Genomic DNA, 23726 nt, shown 5'->3' on the forward strand with positions numbered 1-23726 from the left:
ATGACCGACCAGCCCACGACCGGCCGCGGATCCGCACGGCCGACCTCGATCGCCGAGCTCCGGGCCGTCGCCCAGCCGGACGAGGTCCGTGCCCGCGCCAACGCCGAGCACTGGACGGCCTCGCTGTACCTGCGCGACGTCTCGCCGTACCTGACCTGGGTGCTCCTGAAGACCCGTGTCAGCGCGAACCAGGTCACCGGCCTGATGATCCTGGTGGGCTGGAGCGTCGCTGCCGCCCTCCTCATCCCCGGCATCTGGGGCGCCGCGCTGGCGCTCGTGCTCGGCCAGCTGCAGATGCTCGTCGACTGCTCCGACGGCGAGGTCGCCCGGTGGCGCGGCACCAAGTCGCCCGCCGGGGTGTTCCTCGACAAGGTGGGGCACTACACGACCGAGGGCCTGATCCCGGTCGCGCTCGGCATCCGGGCAGCCACCTGGCCGATCCACGACGCCGACTGGATGTGGACCACGATCGGCTGCGCACTCGGACTGGTCATCGTGCTGAACAAGGCCCTCAACGACATGGTGCACGTGGCCCGCGCGAACGCCGGGCTCGACAAGCTCGTCGACCGACGGGACGCCTCCACCGCGCCGTCGGGTCGGAAGCTCGCCTCGCTCCGCCGTCTGGCGAAGTTCCTGCCGTTCCACCGCCTGTACCACTCGGTCGAGCTGAGCATGCTCGCGTTCGTCTTCGCCCTGCTCGCCCTGGTGATCGGCGACCCGCTCGCCAGCCGGATCCTGGTCGGTGCGCTGTTGCCGCTCGCGGTGCTCGCGACGGTCGGGCACTTCCTGGCGATCATCGCCTCGAAGCGGGTCAAGGCGTGACCGAGGACACGACCGTGCCCGGAACGCTGCGCCGCCACGCGGTGGTGCACCGCGGACGACCACGCGTCGCCGTCGTGAGCCTGTCGCAGGGCACCCGGCCGGACGACCTGCGCCGCGGGCTGGACAGCGTGCTCGCGCAGCAGGACGTCGAGCTCGACGTCGTCTGCGTCGGCAACGGCTGGGCGCCGACCGGGCTGCCGGACCGCGTTCGGGCGCTGGCCCTGCCCGAGAACGTCGGGATCCCGGCCGGGCGCAACGCCGGGGCCGAGGTCGTCGACGGCGACTACGTGTTCTTCCTCGACGACGATGCGTCGGTGCCGTCGCCGACGTTCCTGCGCGACGCGATCGCGGTGTTCGAGCACGATCCGTCGCTCGGCCTCGTGCAGCCGCGGGTCGTCGACCCCACGGGCGCCGCGAACCCCCGCCGGTGGGTGCCGCGGATACGGAAGGGCGAGCCGGACCACTCGTCGCCGGTCTTCTCGGTCTGGGAAGGCGCCGTCGTGCTGCCGATGGACGTGTACCGGGCCGTCGGCGGCTGGGGTGCCGAGTACTTCTACGCCCACGAGGGCATCGAGCTCGCCTGGCGGGTGTGGGACGCCGGCCGTCGGACCTGGTACGCCGGGGACCTCGTCGCGCACCACCCCGCGATCGACCCGGCGCGGCACACCGAGTACTACCGGTTGAACGCCCGGAACCGGGTGTGGCTCGCTCGGCGCAACCTGCCGACGGTGCTGCGACCGCTGTACGTGGGGTCGTGGGCCGCGATCCAGATCGCGCGCTGGTGGCGTCACCCCCGCCGACTGGCCACCTGGTTCGGTGGGATCCGTGAAGGATGGACGACCGACTGCGGTCCGGTCCGCCCGATGGGCTGGCTCACAGTCGCACGGATGACCATCGCAGGGCGGCCGCCGGTCGTCTGACCCGCCCGCCCCGTACCGCCCGAGCAGACCCGGAGAACGACCATGTCGATCATCAGCGACCTGCGGACCGCACTGCGGCTCGTCGAGCGACTCCTGACGTCGCGCCGGAGCCGGCGGCAGCTCGCACAGCGACTGCCGTCCGCGCCGAAGCCGACGCCCGGTTCGGTCGAGATCGCCGTGTACTTCGCCGACGGTCCGGTCAACATGTACCAGGTGCGCCAGTGGTACGCGCCGCTGGCCGAACTCGCGAAGACGCACCCGGTGGCGATCGTCTCGCGGAGTCCGGGCACCATGCTGACCCTGCTCGACGAGTCGCCCGTGCCCGCGGTCTACGCCCGGCAGGTGGTCGACCTCGAGCACTTCGTCGACACCCAGGCGCCGAAGGTGGTGCTGTACGTCAACCAGAACGCCCGCAACTTCCAGATGATGCGGTACGGGCGGATGTGGCACGTCTTCGTCAACCACGGCGAGAGCGACAAGATGTACATGACCACGAACCAGTTCAAGGCGTACGACTACGCCCTGATCGCGGGGGACGCAGCACGCAATCGTCTGGCCGAGGCGCTGTGGGACTACGACCTGGACGCCCGGACCATCGCGATCGGACGCCCGCAGGCCGACCACTTCGCCGGAGCGGCCCCGTACCCGGACGACGACCGGACCGTCGTGCTCTACGCCCCGACGTGGGAGGGCGACCGCGGTGCCGCAGCGTACGGGTCGATCGCGTCGCACGGCACGGCCATCGCCGAGCAGGTGCTGGCGTCGCCCCGCCACCGGCTGGTCTACCGCCCGCACCCGCGCAGTGGTGTGCTCGACCCGGCGTACCGCGTGGCGCACGAGCGCATCGTGGCGGCGATCAGCGCGGCCAACGCCGCCGACCCCGCCGCGCACCACCTGTACGACGACGGCGGTGACCTCGGCTGGCAGCTGGCGGACGCCGACGTCGCGATCACGGACATCAGCGCGATGATCTACGACCGGCTGGCGGTCGGCAAGCCCCTCATCGTCACGCGGCCGGTCTCGCCGGAGGCCGACGTCGACGAGCGGGGTTACCTGAGCGACGCGAACTGGCTGACCGCGGCCGATGCCCCGTCGGTGCTCGCCCGTGTCGACGCGGCCGCGAGCGACGCCGAGGAGCTCGCACGCCTGCAGCACTGGGTCGCACGGTACTTCGGCGACACGACCCCGGGCGCCGCCACGGAGCGGTTCCACGAGGCCGTGGAGTGGCTGCTCGAGCGGTGGCGGACCGTCGCGGCCGAACGCGACGGGCGCTGACGGCCGGTCGTCACCCCGGGTGCTCCGTGGAGCAGGTCGGCGCAGGGTCACGGCTGGAGCCCCGGCCCGACGAGTGACATCCGCCAGAGGTACTCGGACCGGTCGGGCCGACGCCACCGCACGATGACGACCCCCGTGTCCTCGGGGTCGGCGCCGAACACCGCCAGCGACAACGACCTGCCCGGATCGAGGCGGCGCACCGCGAGCGGCGGGCAGTAGCCGTTGCCCAGATGGGTGAGGGAGAGCCCGTCGACCGGCTCGTGGCCGGTGTTGACGAGGTCGTACCGACGCGGTGCGTGCGATCGGTCGACGGCGAACGGGACGGCGTACGCGGTTGGTGGGTGGTGCATGGGTGGAACGTTAGGGGGAGGGTCCGACGGCGGGACCCCGGGGGCGCTCACGAGGACCGGGGCTGTGGAGGGAGCCAGCGATACCGGTGTTGGTGCAGGGGGAGTACCCCGGCCGGTCAGGAGCCGTAGTCGGCTGCGTACCGGGCCAGCGCGGCCTCGATGGTGCCGTCGAGCTGCAGACGACCCTTGTCGAGGTAGAGCCCCCGGTCGCAGAAGCGACGGAGGTCCTTGTCGCTGTGGGAGACGAAGAACAGCGTCCGGCCGCCGGCCAGGAGCTGCTCGATCCGCTTGTAGCACTTCTCGCGGAAGGCCTTGTCGCCGACCGCCAGCACTTCGTCGACCAGGATGACCGGTTCGTCGAGCCGCGAGATCACCGCGAACGCGATACGGACCTTCATGCCGCTCGACAGGTGCTTGTAGGGGGTGTCCACGAAGTCGGCGATCTCGGCGAAGTCGATGATCTCGTCGAAGGCGTCGCGGATCTCGGCCCGCGACATGCCGTGCAGGCCCGCCGTCAGGTACACGTTGTCGCGCACCGTGAGGTCCCCGACGAAGCCACCGGTGATCTCGATGAGCGGGGCGACGCCGGCACCCACGTCGACGCGGCCCTCGTCGGGCAGCATGACCTGGGCCACGAGCTTCAGCAGGGTCGACTTGCCCTGGCCGTTCCGTCCCACGACGCCGATCGCCTCGCCCGGGCGGACGTCGAACGACACGTTGCGGAGCGCCCAGAACTCATCGGCACGCTTCCGGCGCCCGCGTCCGGCGAACAGGTCCTTGAAGTTCCGGCTCGCGCGACGGTTGCGCTTGAAGCAGATGCCGGCGTCGCGCACCGAGATGACCGGTGCGACGGTCTCGGTGCGACGGGTCTGGTCGGTCGCGGTCATCACAGCTCCTTCAGCACGCGGTGCTCGCTGCGGCGGAACACCGCGAACCCGATCACCAGGACGATGCCGGTCACGACCACCGAGGCGCCGACCTCGAGCAAGTCGAGCTGGCCGGGGAAGAACGCCGCGCGGTACATGCCGAAGATGCCGGTGAGCGGGTTGATCGCGGCGATGTCACGCAGGGCGGAGGGCAGCGCGTGCGTGCCGTAGATGATCGGGGACGCGTAGAACAGGAACCGCAGCACGAGCTTGGTGGCGCGCTCGAGGTCGCGGAAGAAGACCACCAGCGGGGCGACGATGAGGCCCAGGCCGTAGACCAGTGCGCACTGCAGCACGATCGCCAGCGGGAAGAACACGACCTGCCAGTGCAGGTGGGCGCCCGTCGCGATCGCGAAGGCCGCCAGGACCGGCAGGCTCAGCAGGAACTCGATGCCCTTCGACGCGATGATCCGTGCCACCCAGATGGTGCGGGGGATGGTGGTCGAGCGGATGAGCTTCGATTCCTTGATGAACGCCCGGGTGGAGTCGGAGACGCCGCCGGTGAACCACATCCACGGCAGCAGCGCGGACAGCAGGAACACGATGTACGGATCCTCACCGACCGAGCCGCGGTGGAACACCTGCGTGAAGACGAACCAGTAGATCCCCGACATCACGAGCGGGTCGAGGATCGACCACACGTAGCCGAGCGCCGACGTCGAGTAGCGGACCCGGAGGTCGCGGACGGTCAGCAACCACAGGGCCTGACGATAGCGCCGACCGGCGCTCCGGGCCTTCGCGGGTGCGGGAGCCACGGGCGCGGTCGGCGCACTCGCTGTCGTCACGGTTTCCCTCCGGGCGGAACCGCCGAGGGGGTCCTGACGGTGGTTCAGGCGAACAGGTTGTTCGCGCGCTCGAGGTCCTCGGCGAAGTCGATCTCGACCGCGTACAGGTCGGAGATGTCGATCGGCGTCCAGCGTAGCCCGTCCTCGGCGATGGCAGCCTCGATGCCGCCCTCGAAGTACTCCTGGTCGTCGACGCGCCCGAGCTGGCGGATGAGGGCCTGCTTGTCGGCGGCGGAGACGTAGTTGATGCCGACGGCTTCGCCGAGACCCCCGACGACCTGCTTGGAGAGCTTGTGGATGAAGCCCTCGGCGTCGACGGTGTACTTGACCTCTTCGTCGGAGACCTTGTCGGTGTTGACGCTGACGAAGGAACGGCCCTCGTCGATCATGTCGGCCGCACGGACGAGCGCCATCGGGTCGAAGACCACGTCGCCGTTCATCCAGAGGACACCGCTCTTGCCGGTGGCCTTGAGGGCACGCAGCAGGCTCTTCGAGGTGTTGGTGGAGTCGTAGGACTCGTTGTAGACGAAGTTCGCTTCGGGGAACGCCTCGACGATGTGCTCCGACTTGTAGCCGACGACGATCGTCACGCGGGCGCTCGAACCGAACGCGGCGCGGATGTTGTCGAACTGCTGCTGCATGATGGTGCGGCCGTCACTGAGCTCCGTGAGCGGCTTCGGCAGGCTGCGGCCGAGACGGCTGCCCATCCCCGCTGCGAGGATCACGATCTGCGTGGTCATGCTGGTCCCTTCTGGTGTCCGCCCGCGCACCCTGGGGTACGGGCGGGCCTCGTCGAGTCTGCGCTTCCAACGTCCGAGTTGCCCGAGAACCGGTCGCGTCGACGTGGTCGTCGCAGCGAGGAGGCTGCCGGGATCGCCTGCTGGAGCAGGTTTCCAAGTGGTGAACACTCCTTCGTGCCCTGGTGAATGATACGGAAACACCCCCTCGCGGGGTACGGGTCTGCGTGCTTCGTACTCAATTCGTGACCCTGGCCGCGACGGTTCCCGACGGTCGGAGAGCGTTGGTACGGTGGGTCGATGCCAGCGCGAGCAGAGAACGAGGACGTGTACGCCACGGCCGACGCTGCCTGGATGACCGAGGCGGGGGACGCCGACGACGCGGACACCGCCGCGGCTGCTGAGGACGACGCAGCCGACGACGACACGGGGGACACTGATGCGGACGACGCCGCCACTGATGACGCGATGACCGACGGGACGGCCGTCCGCACCGACGCGACGACGGCGACCAACCCGGACGACGCGACGACCGGCACCGACGCGACGACCGAGACCCGCACAGACGACACGACGACGGACAACCGCAGCGACGACGCGACGGCCGCAGCGCCCCGCCCCGCGAAGGCGCGCAACGGCAAGGGACGCACCAAGCGCCCGACGAAGGCCGCCCCGCGGACCGACGCCGCGCATCCCGTCCCGACCGACGCGGACGAGGCGACGGACGTCGCCGACCGGGCGAGCACCGCCGCGCCCGCGGCGAAGAAGCGTGCGCCCCGCACCGCCGCCCCGAAGCAGCCGCAGACGCTCCAGCCTGTCGTGCTCGCAGCGAGCGGCCTGGTCAAGCGGTACGGGCAGACCCTGGCCGTCGACGAGGTCGACCTCGAGATCCGGCAGGGCTCCATCTTCGGCGTGGTCGGCCCGAACGGCGCCGGCAAGACGACGACCCTCTCCATGATCACCGGACTGCTGCGCCCCGACGCCGGCTCGGTGACGGTGCTCGACCACGACGTCTGGGCCGACCCGACGGCGGCGAAGCGCAGTCTCGGTGTGCTGCCGGACCGGCTCCGCCTGTTCGACCGGCTGACCGGTGCGCAGCTCCTCTACTACTCGGCCACGCTCCGTGGGCTCGACGGTGCCACCGCCCGGAAGCGCAGCGCCGACCTCGCCGAGGCCTTCGGGCTGGGCGAGGCGCTGGGCCGCCAGGTCGCCGACTACTCCGTCGGCATGGCGAAGAAGATCGCCCTGGCCGCGACCCTGATCCACTCGCCGCGGGTGCTCGTGCTCGACGAGCCGTTCGAGTCGGTCGACCCGGTGAGCGCGGCGACGATCACGGACATCCTGCGCCGGTACACCCGGGGTGGCGGCACGGTCGTGCTGTCCAGCCACTCGATGGAGCTCGTGCAGCGCACCTGTGACTCGGTCGCCATCATCGTCGGCGGCAAGGTCCTGGCGTCCGGCACCATGGCCCAGGTCCGCGGGCGCAAGAGCCTCGAGGACAAGTTCGTCGAACTCGCCGGCGGTCGTGTCGTCGCGGAGAGCATGGAATGGTTGCACAGCTTCTCCGGCTGAGGGCGGACCTGCTCGCGGGCGAGGTCCGCGGCACCGCCCGCCGGTCCGTCGCCGTCGTGCTCGGGAGCCTCGTCGGACTCCTCGCCGCCGTGTTCGTCGCGTCGCAGACCATCGCCCTCGGTGACGCCGACCCGGACGTCGCACGTGCCGTCATCGTGCCCGTCGGCACCCTGATCACCTTCGGGTTCACGGTCGTGCCGCTCGTCGTCGGCCGGAGTGACCAGCTCCACCCGCGGCGCTTCGCGGTGTTCGGCATCGAGCGCCGTCGCCTGGCGATCGGACTCGTCGTCGCCGGCCTCGTCGGCATCCCGGTGATCGGTGTGGTCGTCGTCGCGGTCGGCCAGGTCGTCGCCTGGGCTCGCGACCCCGGTCTCGGGCTGCTCGCGGTGCTCGGCGGGCTGCTCGGCGTCGCCACGTGCGCGCTCCTCATCCGGGTCTGCTGCACCGTCGGCTCCCGGCTGATCGGGCCGGACCGCTCCCGCGACGCCGGGTGGCTGGTGGCCCTGGTCATCATCGCGCTCTCGATCCCGACGGTGGCGCTGCTGCTGCGCGTCGACTGGCTCGACCCGCAGGGCGCCGAGATGCAGCGCGTCGCGGACGTCGCCGGGTGGACCCCGTGGGGTGCCGCGTGGGCCGTGCCCGCCGAGGTCGCGAGCGGCCACGTCGGTGCCGGTGTCCTGAAGCTCCTCGTCGCGGTCGTCGTCGTCGCGCTCCTCGCCTGGGCGTGGTGGGCACTCGTCGGCCGTGCGCTCGAGACCGTCGACGACCGCGCCCGCACCCGCCGTTACCAGGGCCTGGGCTGGTTCGACCGGTTCGGTTCGGCCCCGGTGTCGGCCGTCGCCGCCCGGGCGCTCACCTACTGGGTTCGCGACCCGCGGTACCGCACGTCGTACCTGATCATCCTGCTCGTGCCGATCGTCGTCATCCCGCTCGGTGTCGCCGGGGTGCCGTGGCAGTGGACCGCCCTCGTGCCGCTGCCGCTGATGGCCCTGATCGCGGGGTTCCTGCCGCACAACGACGTCTCGTACGACAACACCGCCGTGTGGCTGCACGTCGCCTCGGGTGCGCCCGGGTGGAGCGACCGGCTCGGCCGTGTCGTGCCCGTGCTGGTCGTGGGGGCGCCCGCGATCGTCGCCGGGGCCGCACTGTCCGCCCGGCTGTTCGGAGACTGGGCGGCGTTCCCGCTGCTCATCGGCGTGAGTGCGAGCGCGCTGCTGTCCGGGCTCGGGTTGTCGAGCGTCCTGTCCGTGCTCATGCCCTACCCGACGGTGCGCCCGGGCGACCACCCGTTCCAGCAGCCCCAGGCCGCCGGCGTCACCGCCACGGTCGCGCAGGCGTCCATGGTGATCGGCATCGTGCTCTGCACGGTCCCCGCAGCCTGCCTCGCGGTGCTGGCCGTCGTGCAGGGTCCGGAGCCCTGGTCGGTGCTGACGCTCCTGGTGGGCATCGGGGTCGGTGCCGTCGTGCTCGTGATCGGTGTCTCCGCCGGCGGACGCCTGTTCGACCGCCGCGGCCCCGACCTGCTCGCCGCGGCACAGCGCAACTAGCAACTCCGAGCACCGAGCGACTCCGCGCGACGATCGCCCAGCGCGGACGAGCGGCGCGCCCGAGGGCGGACCGTCGTACCCTGGACCCATGAGCATGACGGAACCAGGCGGCGGCCTCGACGTGATGGACCGGGAGCTCGAGAAGCTCCTCGAAGACGAAGCGATCGAACCCGGTGACCACGAGCGGTTCTCGCACTACGTGAAGAAGGACAAGATCCTGCAGTCGGCCCTGTCCGGCAAGCCGGTCAAGGCCCTGTGCGGCAAGAAGTGGATCCCGGGTCGCGACCCGGAGAAGTTCCCGGTCTGCCCGGACTGCAAGGCCATCTACGAGAAGATGAAGGCCGAGTAGACGCGACCAACAGACGGACGGGAGGCCCGTGGCGAGGCCGCCACGGGCCTCCCGTCCGTCATTCGGTCGCGACGCGGCGCGCGAGGTGCCGCGCGACGCGCGCGTGCGCCCTAGATCACCAGGGTGGGGATGGCGGGGTCGCCGCGCCCGATGCGCGACGCGTCGGCGGGCAGCTCCGCCTTCGCGCGCTTGTGGTGCGCGCGTGCGGCCTCGACACCCTGCGTGCCGAGGAACGCCGGGTCGACCTCGCCGCCGGTGACCACGGGGACCAGCAGCGGCCGCTCGTCCGGACCGACCTGCGCACCCGTGAGCACGATCTCGGCGGTGGCGACGCCGTTGCGGAGTCGTCGGCCCGCCTCCTTCCGGCCGCCGATCGACGCCTTGTCGGCCGACTTCTTGGCGACGGGGACCCAGTCGCCGCCGTCCGCGTCCCGGTGCGCGACGAGCTTGAACACCATGCCGGCGGCCGGGTGCCCGGAGCCGGAGACGACCGAGGTGCCGACGCCGTACGAGTCGACCGGGGCGGCTCGGAGCGCGGCGATCGTGTACTCGTCGAGGTCGTTCGTCACCGTGATCTTCGTGCCCGTCGCGCCGAGGCGGTCGAGCTGCGCACGCACGGCGGCGACGACGGACGGCAGGTCGCCGCTGTCGATGCGGACGCCGCCGAGCTTGCCGTCGGTGAGCCGGACGGCCGTCTCGACCGCGGCCTCGATGTCGTAGGTGTCGACGAGCAGGGTCGTGCCGTTGCCGAGCGCGTCGAGCTGTGAACGGAACGCCTGCTCCTCGGAGTCGTGCAGCAGCGTGAAGGCGTGCGCGGCGGTGCCCATCGTGGGGATGCCCCAGGTGCGGCCGGCCTCGAGGTTGCTCGTCGCACCGAAGCCGGCGATGTAGGCGGCACGGGCGGCGGCCACGGCGTTCCACTCGCCGGTGCGGCGGGAGCCCATCTCGGCGAGCGGGCGGCCGTCGGCGGCGGACACCATGCGGGCGGCGGCGGAGGCGATCGCGGAGTCCGCGTTGAAGATGCTCAGGGCGAGGGTCTCGAGCACGACGGCCTCGGCGAAGGTGCCCTCGATCTGCAGGATGGGGGAGTTCGGGAAGTAGACCTCGCCCTCTCGGTAGGCGCGGACGTCGCCGCTGAACCGGTAGTCGGCGAGCCACGAGGCGGTGCCGGCGTCGATGACACCGCGGTCGCGCAGGAACCCGATCTCCTCGTCGCCGAAGCGGAAGTCCCCGAGGGCGGTGAGGAAGCGTCCGAGCCCGGCCGCGACGCCGTAGCGACGGCCGTCCGGCAGCCGCCGGGCGAACACCTCGAAGACGCATCGGCGGTCGGCGGTGCCGTCCTTCAGGGCGGCGTCCACCATGGTGAGCTCGTACTGGTCGGTGAGGAGCGCGCTGGTCACGTCTCCGACACTAGTGACGTGACGGTGGGGAGGCCCAGAGCACCCCGTGCGCCCGGCCTGCGTGGCGTGCGTGGTCGCGTCGGTGCTCGTCGGCCTGCGTCGGTACGCTGGTGCCGTGACGGATGCACCGATCGGAGTCTTCGACAGCGGGGTCGGCGGCCTCACCGTGGCCCGCGCCATCATCGACCAGCTCCCGCGCGAGAGCATCCGCTACGTCGGCGACACCGTGCACTCGCCCTACGGCCCGAAGCCCATCGCCGACGTCCGCCGCTACGCGCTCGAGGTCATGGACGACCTGGTCGAACAGGGTGTGAAGGCCCTGGTGATCGCGTGCAACACCGCTTCGTCCGCCGTGCTCCGCGACGCCCGCGAACGGTACGAGCAGGCGTACGGCATCCCCGTCGTCGAGGTCATCCAGCCCGCGGCCCGCGCCGCCGTCAAGCAGACCCGAACGGGCCGCATCGGGGTCATCGGCACCGTCGGCACCATCGCGTCGCGCGCCTACGAGGACGCCTTCGCGGTCGCCGCCGACGTCACGCTGACCACCGCCGCGTGCCCCCGGTTCGTCGAGTTCGTCGAGGCCGGGGACACCTCCTCGCCGTCGCTGCGCGAGATCGCGGCCGGCTACCTCGACCCGATCCGTGCCGCCGACGTCGACACCCTCGTGCTCGGCTGCACCCACTACCCGCTCATGTCCGCCGCGATCCAGTTCGTCATGGGTCCGGAGGTCACGCTCGTCTCCAGCGCCGAGGAGACCGCGAACGACGTCTACCGCCGGCTCGTGGAGCACGGGCTCGAGCGCACCGCGACCTCCGCCCCGACCTACTCGTTCGAGGCGACGGGCGACGACAAGAACGGCTTCATCCGGCTCGCCCGGCGCTTCCTCGGTCCCGAGGTCTCGAGCGTCGGCCACCTCCAGACGGGGGCCATCACGCTGCCCCGCACCGAAAGGACCCCATGACCGACAACCTCCGCGTCGACGGCCGCACCGCCACCGACCACCGTCCCGTCACCATCGAGCGGGGGTGGAGCACGCAGGCCGAGGGCAGCGCGCTCATCTCCTTCGGCAACACCAAGGTGCTCTGCACCGCGTCCTTCACCAACGGCGTGCCCCGCTGGCTCGCCGGCAAGGGCACCGGCTGGGTCACCGCCGAGTACTCGATGCTGCCGCGGTCAACGAACGAGCGCATGCAGCGCGAGTCCATCAAGGGCAAGGTCGGCGGCCGCACCCACGAGATCTCCCGCCTGATCGGGCGTTCGCTCCGCGCGGTCGTCGACACGAAGGCCCTGGGTGAGAACACCCTGGTCATCGACTGCGACGTGCTGCAGGCCGACGGCGGCACCCGCACGGCGTCGATCACGGGCGCGTACGTGGCGATGGCCGACGCGATCGAGTGGGGCCGCGCCAAGGGCTTCATCGCGAAGAAGGCCACCCCGCTCACCGACAGCGTGCAGGCGATCTCGGTCGGCATCGTCAAGGGGGAGCCGATGCTCGACCTGGCCTACACCGAGGACTCGGCCGCCGACACCGACATGAACATCGTCACGACGGGGTCGGGCAAGTTCATCGAGGTGCAGGGCACCGCCGAGCACGCGCCGTTCGACCGTGACGAGCTGAACGTCCTGCTCGACCTCGGCCTGGCCGGCAACCAGTCGCTCGCGGCGATCCAGCGTTCGGTCCTGGGTCTGGCGTGACGTCCCGCGAGGTGGTGCTGGCCACCCACAACCAGGGCAAGGTCGTCGAGCTGCGCGAGATCCTCGGGTCGGCGTTGGGCGAGGGCGTCGAACTCGTCGGGTACGACGGCCCCGAGCCGGTCGAGGACGGCGACAGCTACGCCGCGAACGCCCTGATCAAGGCGCGTGCCGCCGTCGCGCACACCGGGTTGCCGGCGCTCGCCGACGACTCCGGGATCGCCGTCGACGCCCTCGGGGGCGCACCGGGCATCCACTCGGCCCGCTACGCCGGTACCCGCTCGGACGCCGACAACATCGCGCTGCTGCTCACGAACCTGCAGGGCGTCGTCGAGCGGACCGCCGCGTTCGTGTGCGCTGCCGCCTTCGTGACGCCCGACGGTCAGGAGCACGTCGTCGAGGCGGTCTGGAACGGGGAGGTGCTGACCGAGCCCGTCGGTGACGGCGGCCACGGCTACGACCCGGTGTTCCGGCCGGACGACGCCGACCGCTCGTCGGCGGAGCTCACCCGCGACGAGAAGAACGCCCTGTCGCACCGCAGCAAGGCGTTCCGGGGCATCGCGCCGATCGTGCGGGAGCACTTCGGCGTCTGAGCGCCGGCGCTCTCTTCGTCCCGCAGAACCGAAGTCGCCCCGAACCACGTGATCGCGTGGTCCGGGGCGACTTCGGTTGTGCGCCGGTGCTGCGGCTAGAGCGTCGGGTCGACCGTCGGGGCCGTGGTGGCCTCGGCCTCGTTCGTGTGCTTCGCCTTGCGGGCGTTGCGCAGGTACGTCAGCGCCATCGGCACGACGGTCACGACGACCGCGGCGAGCAGGATGATGTCGATGTACTCGCGGACGATGTGTGCCACGAACGGGATGTGCCCGATGAAGTACCCGAGGAACGTCACGCCGACGCCCCAGACCACGGCACCGATCGCGTTGTAGAGCGAGTACTTCTTGTAGTCCATCCGGCCGACGCCCGCGGCGATCGGGGCGAAGGTGCGGACGACCGGCACGAAGCGCGCCAGGATCACGGCCAGGGGGCCGAAGCGGTGGAAGAACGCGTTGGTGCGCTCGACGTTCGCCTTCGAGAAGAGCCCGCTGTCCTTCCGCTCGAAGATCGGGGGCCCGGCCTTCTTGCCGATGTAGTACCCGAGCTCGCCGCCGAGGAACGCGGCGGCGCCGATCATCAGTGCCGCGACCCAGATCGGGATGCCGCCGATCTCGCCACCGCGGTCGAAGGCGAACAGGCCGGTGATGACCAGCAGGCTGTCGCCCGGGAAGATGAAGCCGATGAGCAGACCGGTCTCGGCGAACACGATCGCGCAGACCACGAGCACGGCGATGGCCCCGAAGTGGTCGAGGATGTACTGCGGATCGAGCCACGGGATCAGGGCGAGTGCGACGGAGTGCATGGTTCTTCCGGTCGTGGAGCGGGAGTCACGGGGAGGACTCCCGCGGGATGAGGGTACCGCCCGGAAGTGACCGGGCCATCCCTCGCAGGGTTGACCTGCACGAGGCGTGCGGATGACCGCAACGTGCGCCAGGAGGGACTCGGTGCGGAAGGAGGGACTCGAACCCTCACGCCTGGGGCACAGGAACCTAAATCCTGCGTGTCTACCGATTCCACCACTCCCGCGAGCAGCGGCAGTCTACCGAGCGCGGGCTGCGGGGCGGACGTGCGCCGGGCCTCCAGGCCGTGGGACGCACCGTGCGCGGGACGTGGCCCGGTGCGAGCTCGGCGGCTGGGTGCGGCGCTGTGGGTGTGCACGGTGCGGTCAACCGCGCACGGAGCGGAGGAGCGCGCACGGTGCGCCAGCGCGGCAGCGCGGCAGCGCGTCAGCGCAGCGGGCGCGGCAGGTACCGGGGCACGTACCGGAGCAGGATGCCCGCGCCGACCAGGCCGAGCACGCCCATCACCCCGCTCGCGACGGCGATGGACGCGACGGCGGTCACGCCGGAGATGAGGAGCGGTGCGGCCGCCGACCCGAAGTCGCCGGTGAACCGCCACGCCCCGAGGAACGGTGCCGGGGCGTCGCGCGGTGCGAGGTCCGCGCCGAGCGTCATGAGGATGCCGGAGCCGACCCCGTTGGCCAGGGACATGCCCATCGCGATCGCGACGAACCAGCCGACCCGGGCGTCCAGGTGGCCGCTCCAGGCGAGCAGGAAGTAGCTGATGCTCAGGCCGAGCATGCAGGGCAGGGCGCTCGCCAGCCGTCCCCACCGGTCCATGATCTGCCCGCTCGTGTAGAACAGCGCGAAGTCGACTGCTCCGGCGATGCCGATCACGAGGGCCGCGGTCGAGTCGTCGAGACCGACGCTCACCGCCCAGAGCGGCAGGATCACCTGCCGCCCGGCGCGCATCGCACCGATCAGGCCGGCGCCGCTGCCGAGCCGCAGCAGGACCGCCCCGTTCGCGCGGATGGTGCGGAAGAGGCCCTGCGCCTCCTGCTGGACGAACTGCGCGCCCGTGTCGGCGGGCGGTTCGGTCGGTTGGTCGCTCGCGTCGGACGCGTGGTCGGCCGACAGCCGGGAGGCCCGTGGCGGCAACCGCAGACCGCGTGTGCCCGTCGCGGGGTCGCGCAGCACCAGGAGCACGGTCGCCGCCGCCAGGCAGCAGACGACGTGGATCCAGAAGGCGCTGCTGGTGGTCCCGGTCAGGTGGATGACGCCGGCGGCGATGAACGGGCCGACGAAGTAGCCGAAGCGGAAGACGCCGCCCAGGCTCGACAGCGCCCGGGCCCGGATCCGCAGGGGGATCGCGGTGGTCATGTAGGCGTGCCGGGCGAGGGCGAACACCGCGGTGGAGACGCCGACCAGGAACACCCCGAGCGCCAGGACCCAGGCGTTCGCGGCCGTCGTGGCGACGACGAGCCCGACCACGGAAACGAGCGCGGCGCCGATCATCGCGTTCCGCTCGCCGATGCGGGCGACGACGATGCCGGACGGCACATCGCCGATGAGCTCGCCGACCAGGATGAGCGAGGCGACGAAGCCCGCGAAGGCCAGGCTGGCACCGAGCGAGTCGGCCGCGATCGGGATGATCGGGATGATCGCGCCCTCGCCGATCGCGAAGAGCGCAGCGGGCAGGAACCCGGACAGCAGGACGGACCGGAAGTCGAATGAGTCGTTCCCCGTCGTGGCCATCGCCCGACCAACGGTACGCCAGCGGTACCGCTTCGTCGGCGGGTTACCCTGGAGGCATGCGTGTTCTTGCGGCGATGAGCGGTGGTGTCGACTCGGCGGTGGCCGCGGCCCGGGCGGTCGACGCCGGCCACGACGTGGTGGGCGTGCACCTGGCCCTGAGCCGGATGCCCGGCACCCTGCGCACCGGCAGCCGCGGGTGCTGCACCATCGAGGACTCGATGGACGCCCAGCGCGCCGCGTCGGCCCTCGGGATCCCGTACTACGTGTGGGACTTCTCGGCCCGGTTCAAGGAGGACGTCGTCGACGACTTCGTGGCCGAGTACCAGGCCGGCCGCACCCCGAACCCCTGCATGCGCTGCAACGAGCGGATCAAGTTCGCGGCGCTGCTCGAGAAGGCACTCGCCCTGGGGTTCGACGCCGTCGCGACCGGGCACTACGCCTCGATCGTCACCGGTCCGGACGGCTCCCGCGAACTGCACCGTTCGGCCGCGTGGGCGAAGGACCAGTCGTACGTGCTCGGCGTCCTGACCGCCGAGCAGCTGCAGCACGCGATGTTCCCGCTCGGAGCCACCCCGTCGAAGGACGAGGTCCGGGCCGAGGCCGCCGAGCGCGGGCTGACGGTCGCGCAGAAGCCGGACTCGTACGACATCTGCTTCATCCCGGACGGGGACACCCGCGGCTGGCTGGCGGACCGCGTCGGCACCGCCCCCGGCGAGGTCGTCGAGCGCGACGGCACGGTCGTCGGCTCGCACGAGGGAGCCACCGGCTACACCGTCGGACAGCGCCGCGGCCTGGCCCTCGGTCGCCCGGCACCGGACGGCAAGCCCCGGTTCGTGCTCGAGATCCGCCCGAAGGACAACACGGTCGTCGTCGGCCCGAAGGAGGCCCTCGCCGTCACCTCGATGTCCGGCTCGCGGTTCACCTGGGCGGGCACGGCCCCGGCCGACCCCGCGACGCCGTTCGCCTGCGACGTGCAGATCCGCGCGCACGCCGACCCGGTGCCCGCGACCGCCCGGGTGCAGGACGGCGTGCTCGTGATCGACGTCGACGAGCCGCTGCACGGGGTCGCTCCCGGGCAGACGGCCGTGGTCTACGTCGGCACGCGGGTGCTCGGTCAGTGCACGATCGACACCACGGTCAGCGCCGTCCCCGTCGACGCCTGACCCCGCCGCTCCCGGGGCACACGCTCGCTGCACGCCGCGTCGGTGGTGCACGGTAGAACTGATGCCATGAGCGAGACCGACGCGACGTTCGAGACCATCGACCCCGACGGGCTCGACGCCGCCCAGGCCGCGCGCGAGGTCGACCGGTTGCGCGCCCGCGTCACCGAGCTGCGCCACGACTACTACGAGGGCAACGCCTCGCCCCTGTCGGACGCCGACTACGACGCCCTGGTGCACCGCCTCGACGCGATCGAACGGCGGTTCCCGGAACTCCTGACGCCCGACAGCCCGACGCAGACGGTCGGCGGGCAGGCGCAGACGACGCAGTTCGCGCCGGTCGAGCACGCCGAGCGCATGCTCTCGCTCGACAACGTCTTCAGCCCCGACGAGCTCACCGAGTGGGCCCTCAAGGTGCAGCGGGACGCCGGTGCCGAGCGGGTGCGGTTCCTGACCGAGCTGAAGATCGACGGCCTGGCCATCAACCTGCGGTACGAGCACGGTCGGCTCGTCTCGGCCGCCACCCGCGGTGACGGCGTGGTCGGCGAGGACGTCACCGGCAACGTCCGCACGATGGGCACGATCCCGGACCGCCTGTCCGGCACCGGTCACCCGCCCCTGGTCGAGGTCCGGGGCGAGATCTTCTTCCCGGTCGCCGAGTTCGACGAGCTCAACGCCAACCAGCGCGAGGCGGGGGAGCGCGTGTTCGCCAACCCGCGCAACGCCGCCGCCGGGTCCCTCCGCCAGAAGGAAGAGGGCAAGTCCGAGGCGAAGCGGGCACTGATGGTCGACCGGCTGCGGCGTCTGCGGATGCTCGTGCACGGCATCGGGGCGTGGCCCGTCCGTGAACTCGAGCAGGGCACCGACGTCCGCAGCCAGTCCGAGGTGTACGAGCTGCTGCAGACCTGGGGCCTGCCGACGAGCAGCCACTACCGGGTGTTCGACACCATCGACGAGGTCAACGGCTTCGTCCGGACCACGGGGGAACGCCGTTCGTCGGTCGAGCACCAGATCGACGGCGTCGTGGTGAAGGTCGACGACCTCGCCCTGCACGAGGAACTCGGGTCGACGTCGCGGGCGCCGCGGTGGGCGATCGCGTACAAGTACCCGCCGGAAGAAGTGCACACGACGCTCACCGACATCGTGGTCAGCGTCGGCCGCACCGGCCGTGCCACCCCCTTCGCGGTGATGGCCCCGGCCGAGGTCGCCGGGTCCGTCGTCCGCCAGGCCACATTGCACAACCAGCAGGTCGTCAAGGCGAAGGGCGTGCTGATCGGCGACACCGTCGTGCTGCGGAAGGCCGGCGACGTCATCCCCGAGGTGCTCGGCCCGGTGGTCGAGCTCCGTGACGGTTCCGAGCGCGAGTTCGTGATGCCGACGAACTGCCCCGAGTGCGGCACTGAGCTCGCCCCCGCGAAGGAAGGCGACATCGACCTGCGCTGCCCGAACGCGAAGAGCTGCCCGGCGCAGGTGCGCGGTCGGGTCGAGCACATCGCATCGCGCGGGTCGCTCGACATCGAGGGGCTCGGCGAGGTCGCGGCCGCGGCGCTCACGCAGCCCCTCCGCCCGGAGACCCCGCCGCTCGTCACCGAGGCCGGACTGTTCGACCTGACGATGCAGGACATCGTCCCGATCGAGGTCATCGTCCGCGACGCCGAGACCGGCATGGAGAAGGTCGACGACGACGGCACCCCGAAGCGCGTCACGCCGTTCAGCCGGGCGCGCAAGAAGACCGACCCGCCGTTCGACCCCGAGGCACGCGGCGCCGACTACACCGGTGAGCCGAGCCGCTACCCGTCGAAGAACGCGTTCGAGATGCTCGCGAACATCGACGCGGCGAAGACGAAGCCCCTGTGGCGGATCCTGGTCGGCCTGAGCATCCGCCACGTCGGACCCGTCGCCGCCCGGGCCCTGGCGAACCACTTCGGCTCCCTCGACGCGATCCGGTCGGCGTCGCGCGAGGACCTCGCCGCCGTCGACGGGGTCGGCGGGATCATCGCCGACGCCCTGCTCGCCTGGTTCGACGTCGACTGGCACCGCGAGATCATCGACCGCTGGACCACGGCCGGCGTGCAGTTCACCACCCCGGGCCACCCCGGCCCGGGCAGCGCCGACGTCGAGGGCGGCGTGCTGAGCGGCGTCACCGTCGTCGCGACCGGGTCACTCGAGGGCTACACGCGCGAAGGTGCACAGGAGGCGATCATCACCGCCGGTGGCAAGGCTGCCTCGAGCGTCAGCAAGAAGACCGACTTCGTGGCGGCCGGTCCGGGTGCCGGTTCGAAGCTCACGAAGGCCGAGCAGCTGGGCGTCCGGATCATCGATGCCGAGCAGTTCCACCTGCTCGTGACCGAGGGGCCCGCGGCGCTCGCCGAACCGGAAGCGCCCACGACCGAGGACTGAGGACCGACCGGGGCGCACAGCACGCCCGGTCGCATCCGCTGAGCGCGGCGCGCCGCCGAACGCGCCCAGTTCGGGGGACAAGTTGCATCGCGCATGGATGATCCGCGGACATCTCCATAGACTCGACCGAGCATCACCCGTCGTCTGCAGGGGGACGTCGGGACGGCCTTCCCGGGGGAGACCCGAATGCTGCTCATCGCTGCGGCTCTGCTCACCGCCTCGGTGCACTCGCTCGGAGTGATCGAGGCCCCAGGCATGCCCCCGGCGCACCAGGTCACGGTCGCCAGCACCGCCACGTCCCGCATCGTCCCGGTCGACGACGTGCTCTCGTCGGCGTCCCTGTCGGCGTCGGCATCCGTGTCGGCTCCCGTGGCGACGCCGGTGGCTGCAGCGGCGTCGTCCACGACCGCGGTGCGGGTCGACGACCTCGCCGCCGCGCACGGACGAGCCTTCGTCGAGGACCTCGGTGCGCTCGGTGCCGCCGACCTGCGGAGCGCAGCCACCGACCGCGGCGTCGTGGCGACGGTGCAGGACGACCCGCCGCCCGCGCAGACCGTCGCGCAGTGGTGGTCGCACCTGCCCGCCGACGAGCAGGACCGCCTCCTCGTGCACGCGCCCGCCCTGGTCGGGAACCTCGAGGGCGTGCCGTACGCCGTCCGTGACGAGGCCAACCGCTCGACGCTGACCTCCGGCCTCGCCGACGCCGACCTCGGAGCAGCCCGGGCCGCGATGCTCGGGCAGGTCCGGGACTCCCTGGTGCAGCAAGCCGGCGACCCGCGGCGCTTCCTGGTGGCGCTCGACACCCGGGGTTCCGGGCGGGCGGCGATCAGCATCGGCGACCTCGACACCGCGGCCGACGTCACCGTCGTGGTGCCGGGCATGTTCTTCACGGTCACCGGGCAGATGACCGACTTCACGAACACCGCCAACGACCTGTCCCGCGAGCAGGCCACCCTGGCGCCGCTCGCCGCCACGGGCAACGGGTCGGGAGCCGCCGTCGTCGCGTGGATGGGGTACCGCACGCCGGACCTGTCGAACATCCTGTCGCTCAGGCTCGCCCGGACCGGGGCGGAGCGCCTCGAACGGACCGTCGCGGGACTGCGTGTGATCCGCGCCGGCGACCAACCGCGGGTGAACATCGTCGCGCACTCGTACGGGTCGACCACGGCGATGACGGCCCTGGCGTCCGGCCGGATGACCGCCGACACCTTGACCGTGCTCGGGTCGCCGGGCAGCGACGTCCGGACGGCGGACGACCTCGCCGTCGCCACCGGGCAGGTCTTCGTCGGCGGTGCGCACAGCGATCCCATCGCGGGCTCCGGGTACTTCGGCACCGATCCGGGCGGGGCGTCGTTCGGGTCGACCGTGCTCGACCTCGCCGGGGGCGCCGACGCGCTGTCGGCCGGTGACGTGTTCCGGCGACCCGTGGGGCACAACGACTACCTCAAGCCGGGCACGGCATCGCTGCACGACGTCGCCCTGATCGGCATCGGACGCGGCGACCTGGTGCGCGAGCAGGTCCGACGCGGCAAGTCGGGTGGTGACGGCATCGTCGGCGCCTCGCCGGACATGTACCTCGTGCGCCCGCAGGACCTGCAGCCCCGTGACTGACCGGCCGTGGCCGACGGGCGGTGGGCGGCCGGCCCTGACCGACCGGGCGGACCCGCCGGTCGTGGCGACGCGGTGGGCGTGACCCGATCGTGACCGGCGGCCGACGTGGCGGAGCCGATGCGGGCCTCCCGGCCGGATCGGTGCGCCCGCGCGGATCGCGACGCGTCCTCGGAACCGCCTGGGGGGCAACCTGAGCGCGACCGCAGCCTGCACTCGTTCCAGGGCAGAACCAGTACAGCCCTGCTGCCTACGGTGCCGTCATGCGTGTGGTGCGATGGCCTGGTGCTCTCCTGATGTTCGTGGTGATGTCCGTGCTCGCCGGCATGCTCGTCGCCGTCGCGGTGACCCCGGCGGTCGCCGTCGCGGGTGAGGGGACGTCCGGGGCGGTCTCGTTCTTCGAGGACCTGCCGACCTACCTCGACGTGCAGACCCCGCAGCAGGTGTCGTCCGTGTACGCGGAGCAGGGCGGGAAGCAGGTCAAGATCGCCTCGTTCTACGCCGAGAACCGCACGAACGTGACGGCCGACCAGATGGCGGACTCGCTCAAGCAGGCGGCGATCGACACCGAGGACCCGCGCTACTACGACGAGGGCGGCATCGACGTGCTCGGAACGCTCCGCGGGGTCGCCGCGACCGTCGTCGGCGGGGACGTGCAGGGCGGCTCGAGCATCACGCAGCAGTACGTCAAGAACGTCCTGGTGCAGCAGTGCGAGGAGCTCACGGGCAAGGACCAGGCCGCCACCGAGAAGAAGGTCGACGCCTGCTACGAGGACGCGGCCGGCGTCACGCCGCAGCGCAAGCTGCAGGAGATGCGGTATGCGATCGCGGTGAACAAGAAGTACTCGAAGGACGAGATCCTGACCGGGTACCTCAACATCGTCGGGCTCGGCGGGCGGGTCTACGGGGCCGAGGCCGGGGCCGAGTACTACTTCGGCGTGCACGCGAAGGACCTGTCGCTCGTGCAGTCGGCCACGCTCGTCGCGATCCTCAACAACCCGTCGAACCTGCGCATCGACGTGCCGAGCGACAAGGACAACGGCAAGGCCAACGGGTACGAGCTGACGAAGGAGCGCCGCGACTACGTGCTCCGCCGGATGCAGGCGCACGGGTCGATCACGAAGGCACAGATGACGAAGGCGATCGCGACGCCGGTCACGCCGAAGATCACCGAGACCGCCAACGGGTGCTCGACCGCCGCGACGAACCACGACGCGGGCTACTTCTGCGACTACGTCCGCGACCAGGTGCTGCAGGACCCGGCGTTCGGCAAGACCGCGGCGGCACGCATCGCCACGCTCGACACCAAGGGCCTGCAGATCCACACCTCGCTCGACCTCGACCTGCAGGGCCAGGCACAGTCCGCCCTGTCCACCTACGTGCCGGCCACGATGGCGGGCGTCGACGTCGGCGGCTCGAACGTCACCGTGGAGCCCGGCACCGGCCGGATCATGTCGATGGTCCAGAACACCACGTACACGCAGGGGGACAACGCCGCGGCCGGGGCCACGGCGGTGAACTACAGCGCGGACTCCGCGTACGGCAACTCCGGTGGGTTCCAGACCGGCTCGACCTACAAGGTGTTCACCCTGGCCGAGTGGCTCGCCAGCGGGCACACCCTGTCCGACTCGGTCACCACCTCGGAGCACCAGTTCGCGAACGCCGAGTTCACCAACAGCTGCCAGAACGTCGCGGGTGGCACCTGGAACGTCGCCAACGCCGAGAGCGTGCCGTCGTCGATGTCGGTCGAGGCGGCGACGGTCGAGTCGATCAACACCGCCTACGCCCAGATGGGCAAGCAGCTCGACCTGTGCAAGATCGCCCAGCTCGCGCAGTCGATGGGCATCCACCGCGCCGACGGCGGTGACCTGACGCAGACGCCGTCGTCGATCCTCGGCGTGAACGAGCTGTCGCCGATCGACCTGGCCGAGGCCTACGCGGGCTTCGCCAACGGCGGCATCGTGTGCACGCCCACCGCGATCGACTCGGTGACCGAGGCGGACGGCACGAAGATCACCCCGACGCCGTCGTCCTGCACGCAGGGCGTCTCGGCGGACGTCGCGGGCACGGTCGACTACGCGCTGCAGGGCGTCCTGTCCGGGTCGGGCACCGCGGCGAGTGCGAACCCCGGGGACAGCGTGGCGAAGTTCGCGAAGACCGGCACCACCGACGGCGACGTGCAGAACTGGCTGGTCGCGTCGTCGACGAAGTACACGAACGCCACCTGGGTCGGCAACGTGCAGGGGAGCGTGAGCCTGGCGAACTGGCCGTTCCTGCAGGGCACCACCGGGTACAGCGCGAAGTTCGGGGTCGGGAAGTCGATGATGGCGTACCTCGACCAGACCGTCGGCGGGGGAGCGCTGCCGGCGCCGAGCCAGGCGATGATCGGGCAGGCGAGCAAGTCGTCGTCATCGTCGTCGTCTTCTTCGTCGTCGGGCTCGTCGGGGACCTCGTCCGGGCAGGGGACGGCGCAGGACGACCAGACCACGCCGACGGCTGCTCCGGCTGCGCCCGCTGCTCCGGCTGCACCCGCTGCCCCGGCTGCTCCGGCACCCGCCGCGACGGTGGCGCCGGCGGCACCGGCTGCGAGGGGCCAGAACGGGAAGTGACCCGCTGACGCCCTGGAGGCCCGGTGCCGGTCCCACGGACCGGCACCGGGCCTCCAGGGCGTTGTCCACAGCCGCGCCTGCGCGCCCGACGCAGCCAATAGACTGTGGGGCATTCCACGAACCGATCGACGGAGCACCATGCCTGACATCACGAGCGAGCAGGTCGCACACCTGGCGAACCTCGCACGTATCGCACTCACGCCCGACGAGATCGAGAAGCTGACCGGGGAGCTGTCGCACATCGTCGAGAGCGTCGCCAAGGTCGCCGAGGTCGCGACCGACGACGTCCCGGCGACGAGCCACCCCGTGCCGCTCGGCAACGTCACCCGACCCGACGTGGTCGGCACGACGCTGACGCAGGAGCAGGCGCTCTCCGGGGCGCCCGACTCCGACGGCGAACGGTTCCGCGTGACCGCCATCCTCGGCGAAGAACAGTAGGGCGAAGA

Annotated in this window: 21 protein-coding genes and 1 tRNA gene; 14 read left to right on the forward strand and 8 right to left on the reverse strand. The window is 71.4% G+C overall.

The window, feature by feature from the left end; genetic code table 11:
• From DEJ11_RS04625 to DEJ11_RS04635, 3 genes are read left to right on the forward strand one after another with little or no spacing between them, the layout of a single operon-like run.
• The gene (locus DEJ11_RS04625) at window positions 1-822 is read left to right on the forward strand and encodes a CDP-alcohol phosphatidyltransferase family protein (protein ID WP_110864465.1); all 822 of its coding nucleotides are present in this window, start codon (window positions 1-3) and stop codon (window positions 820-822) included.
• Window positions 823-866: 44 nt separating this feature from the next.
• On the forward strand, window positions 867-1742 hold the full coding sequence (locus DEJ11_RS04630) for a glycosyltransferase family 2 protein (protein ID WP_111103201.1): 876 nt from the start codon (window positions 867-869) through the stop codon (window positions 1740-1742).
• A 42-nt stretch (window positions 1743-1784) separates the two neighbouring features.
• Window positions 1785-3017 (forward strand): CDP-glycerol glycerophosphotransferase family protein, encoded by a 1233-nt coding sequence (locus DEJ11_RS04635; RefSeq protein ID WP_111103135.1) that lies wholly within the window; start codon window positions 1785-1787, stop codon window positions 3015-3017.
• Window positions 3018-3064: 47 nt separating this feature from the next.
• Here DEJ11_RS04635 and DEJ11_RS04640 read toward each other — a convergent pair whose 3' ends face one another.
• The 4 genes from DEJ11_RS04640 to DEJ11_RS04655 all read right to left on the reverse strand — a co-directional run bounded on the left by DEJ11_RS04640 (window position 3065) and on the right by DEJ11_RS04655 (window position 5818).
• On the reverse strand, window positions 3065-3367 hold the full coding sequence (locus DEJ11_RS04640) for a hypothetical protein (RefSeq protein ID WP_111103134.1): 303 nt from the start codon (window positions 3365-3367) through the stop codon (window positions 3065-3067).
• A 116-nt stretch (window positions 3368-3483) separates the two neighbouring features.
• Window positions 3484-4254 (reverse strand): ABC transporter ATP-binding protein, encoded by a 771-nt coding sequence (locus DEJ11_RS04645; protein WP_071405446.1) that lies wholly within the window; start codon window positions 4252-4254, stop codon window positions 3484-3486.
• Window positions 4254-5078, reverse strand: a complete 825-nt coding sequence (locus tag DEJ11_RS04650; protein ID WP_258375328.1) for an ABC transporter permease — start codon at window positions 5076-5078, stop codon at window positions 4254-4256. The genes DEJ11_RS04645 and DEJ11_RS04650 overlap by 1 nt, the downstream gene beginning before the upstream one ends.
• Before the next feature lie 44 nt (window positions 5079-5122).
• Complete coding sequence (locus DEJ11_RS04655; protein WP_017887019.1) at window positions 5123-5818, reverse strand: phosphocholine cytidylyltransferase family protein; 696 nt, start codon at window positions 5816-5818, stop codon at window positions 5123-5125.
• A 297-nt stretch (window positions 5819-6115) separates the two neighbouring features.
• On the opposite strand from DEJ11_RS04655, the gene DEJ11_RS04660 reads away from it, so the two are divergent.
• From DEJ11_RS04660 to DEJ11_RS04670, 3 genes are all read left to right on the forward strand, one after another.
• On the forward strand, window positions 6116-7387 hold the full coding sequence (locus DEJ11_RS04660; protein ID WP_258375327.1) for an ABC transporter ATP-binding protein: 1272 nt from the start codon (window positions 6116-6118) through the stop codon (window positions 7385-7387).
• Window positions 7363-8934: an ABC transporter permease gene (locus DEJ11_RS04665; protein ID WP_111103132.1), complete on the forward strand. Its 1572-nt coding sequence runs from the start codon at window positions 7363-7365 to the stop codon at window positions 8932-8934. Before DEJ11_RS04660 ends, DEJ11_RS04665 begins: the two co-directional genes overlap by 25 nt.
• Before the next feature lie 88 nt (window positions 8935-9022).
• Window positions 9023-9283, forward strand: a complete 261-nt coding sequence (locus DEJ11_RS04670; protein ID WP_099051947.1) for a DUF3039 domain-containing protein — start codon at window positions 9023-9025, stop codon at window positions 9281-9283.
• Window positions 9284-9393: 110 nt separating this feature from the next.
• On the opposite strand, the gene DEJ11_RS04675 is transcribed toward DEJ11_RS04670, so the two are convergent.
• Window positions 9394-10890, reverse strand: coding sequence for a nicotinate phosphoribosyltransferase (locus DEJ11_RS04675; RefSeq protein WP_502866907.1), 1497 nt, complete (start codon window positions 10888-10890; stop codon window positions 9394-9396).
• On the opposite strand from DEJ11_RS04675, the gene murI reads away from it, so the two are divergent.
• Genes murI through rdgB form a run of 3 tightly spaced genes read left to right on the forward strand, consistent with a single transcriptional unit; the run spans window position 10799 to window position 12968 of the window.
• Window positions 10799-11644 carry a glutamate racemase gene (murI, locus tag DEJ11_RS04680; RefSeq protein WP_111038847.1) on the forward strand — a complete coding sequence of 282 codons (846 nt, stop codon included), beginning with the start codon at window positions 10799-10801 and terminating at the stop codon, window positions 11642-11644. The genes DEJ11_RS04675 and murI overlap by 92 nt on opposite strands.
• Window positions 11641-12378, forward strand: coding sequence for a ribonuclease PH (gene rph, locus DEJ11_RS04685; RefSeq protein ID WP_027464601.1), 738 nt, complete (start codon window positions 11641-11643; stop codon window positions 12376-12378). Before murI ends, rph begins: the two co-directional genes overlap by 4 nt.
• A complete protein-coding gene (rdgB, locus tag DEJ11_RS04690; protein ID WP_027464602.1) occupies window positions 12375-12968 on the forward strand; it encodes an RdgB/HAM1 family non-canonical purine NTP pyrophosphatase in 594 nt (197 codons plus the stop codon). The genes rph and rdgB overlap by 4 nt, the downstream gene beginning before the upstream one ends.
• Window positions 12969-13063: 95 nt before the next feature.
• Here the strand turns inward: rdgB and DEJ11_RS04695 are convergent, their stop codons facing one another.
• The 3 genes from DEJ11_RS04695 to DEJ11_RS04705 all read right to left on the reverse strand — a co-directional run bounded on the left by DEJ11_RS04695 (window position 13064) and on the right by DEJ11_RS04705 (window position 15503).
• Complete coding sequence (locus tag DEJ11_RS04695; protein ID WP_027464603.1) at window positions 13064-13771, reverse strand: DedA family protein; 708 nt, start codon at window positions 13769-13771, stop codon at window positions 13064-13066.
• Window positions 13772-13914: 143 nt separating this feature from the next.
• Window positions 13915-13995: transfer RNA gene (locus DEJ11_RS04700), tRNA-Leu, on the reverse strand.
• Window positions 13996-14195: 200 nt separating this feature from the next.
• Entirely contained in the window at window positions 14196-15503 is a 1308-nt protein-coding gene (locus DEJ11_RS04705; RefSeq protein WP_111103131.1) for an MFS transporter, read from the reverse strand.
• A gap of 56 nt (window positions 15504-15559) precedes the next feature.
• Between DEJ11_RS04705 and mnmA the strand changes: the two genes are divergently transcribed.
• The 5 genes from mnmA (at window position 15560) to gatC (ending at window position 23718) form a co-directional block, all read left to right on the forward strand.
• Window positions 15560-16666 carry a tRNA 2-thiouridine(34) synthase MnmA gene (mnmA, locus tag DEJ11_RS04710; protein WP_111038787.1) on the forward strand — a complete coding sequence of 369 codons (1107 nt, stop codon included), beginning with the start codon at window positions 15560-15562 and terminating at the stop codon, window positions 16664-16666.
• A 66-nt stretch (window positions 16667-16732) separates the two neighbouring features.
• Entirely contained in the window at window positions 16733-19063 is a 2331-nt protein-coding gene (ligA, locus tag DEJ11_RS04715) for an NAD-dependent DNA ligase LigA (RefSeq protein ID WP_111029530.1), read from the forward strand.
• Window positions 19064-19249: 186 nt separating this feature from the next.
• Entirely contained in the window at window positions 19250-20674 is a 1425-nt protein-coding gene (locus tag DEJ11_RS04720; protein WP_111103129.1) for an alpha/beta hydrolase, read from the forward strand.
• A 260-nt stretch (window positions 20675-20934) separates the two neighbouring features.
• Entirely contained in the window at window positions 20935-23280 is a 2346-nt protein-coding gene (locus DEJ11_RS04725; protein WP_111103128.1) for a transglycosylase domain-containing protein, read from the forward strand.
• 138 nt (window positions 23281-23418) lie between these two features.
• Window positions 23419-23718, forward strand: a complete 300-nt coding sequence (gatC, locus tag DEJ11_RS04730) for an Asp-tRNA(Asn)/Glu-tRNA(Gln) amidotransferase subunit GatC (RefSeq protein ID WP_017887005.1) — start codon at window positions 23419-23421, stop codon at window positions 23716-23718.
• Window positions 23719-23726 lie beyond the last annotated feature (8 nt).

It is taken from the genome of Curtobacterium sp. MCLR17_058 (genome assembly GCF_003234705.2).
In the GTDB taxonomy this organism is placed as follows: Bacteria; Actinomycetota; Actinomycetes; order Actinomycetales; family Microbacteriaceae; genus Curtobacterium; species Curtobacterium flaccumfaciens.

Bases quoted from the DNA above. Each gene is read 5' to 3' on its own strand.
- DEJ11_RS04625 (WP_110864465.1), top strand. From the start codon at position 1: ATGACCGACCAGCCCACGACCGGCCGCGGATCCGCACGGCCGACCTCG.
- DEJ11_RS04635 (WP_111103135.1), top strand. From the start codon at position 1,785: ATGTCGATCATCAGCGACCTGCGGACCGCACTGCGGCTCGTCGAGCGA.
- DEJ11_RS04640 (WP_111103134.1), bottom strand. From the start codon at position 3,367: ATGCACCACCCACCAACCGCGTACGCCGTCCCGTTCGCCGTCGACCGA.
- DEJ11_RS04645 (WP_071405446.1), bottom strand. From the start codon at position 4,254: ATGACCGCGACCGACCAGACCCGTCGCACCGAGACCGTCGCACCGGTC.
- DEJ11_RS04655 (WP_017887019.1), bottom strand. From the start codon at position 5,818: ATGACCACGCAGATCGTGATCCTCGCAGCGGGGATGGGCAGCCGTCTC.
- DEJ11_RS04660 (WP_258375327.1), top strand. From the start codon at position 6,116: ATGCCAGCGCGAGCAGAGAACGAGGACGTGTACGCCACGGCCGACGCT.
- DEJ11_RS04665 (WP_111103132.1), top strand. From the start codon at position 7,363: ATGGTTGCACAGCTTCTCCGGCTGAGGGCGGACCTGCTCGCGGGCGAG.
- DEJ11_RS04670 (WP_099051947.1), top strand. From the start codon at position 9,023: ATGAGCATGACGGAACCAGGCGGCGGCCTCGACGTGATGGACCGGGAG.
- DEJ11_RS04675 (WP_502866907.1), bottom strand. From the start codon at position 10,890: ATGCTCTCGCGCGGGAGCTGGTCGATGATGGCGCGGGCCACGGTGAGG.
- rph (WP_027464601.1), top strand. From the start codon at position 11,641: ATGACCGACAACCTCCGCGTCGACGGCCGCACCGCCACCGACCACCGT.
- DEJ11_RS04695 (WP_027464603.1), bottom strand. From the start codon at position 13,771: ATGCACTCCGTCGCACTCGCCCTGATCCCGTGGCTCGATCCGCAGTAC.
- DEJ11_RS04705 (WP_111103131.1), bottom strand. From the start codon at position 15,503: ATGGCCACGACGGGGAACGACTCATTCGACTTCCGGTCCGTCCTGCTG.
- mnmA (WP_111038787.1), top strand. From the start codon at position 15,560: ATGCGTGTTCTTGCGGCGATGAGCGGTGGTGTCGACTCGGCGGTGGCC.
- ligA (WP_111029530.1), top strand. From the start codon at position 16,733: ATGAGCGAGACCGACGCGACGTTCGAGACCATCGACCCCGACGGGCTC.
- DEJ11_RS04720 (WP_111103129.1), top strand. From the start codon at position 19,250: ATGCTGCTCATCGCTGCGGCTCTGCTCACCGCCTCGGTGCACTCGCTC.
- DEJ11_RS04725 (WP_111103128.1), top strand. From the start codon at position 20,935: ATGCGTGTGGTGCGATGGCCTGGTGCTCTCCTGATGTTCGTGGTGATG.
- gatC (WP_017887005.1), top strand. From the start codon at position 23,419: ATGCCTGACATCACGAGCGAGCAGGTCGCACACCTGGCGAACCTCGCA.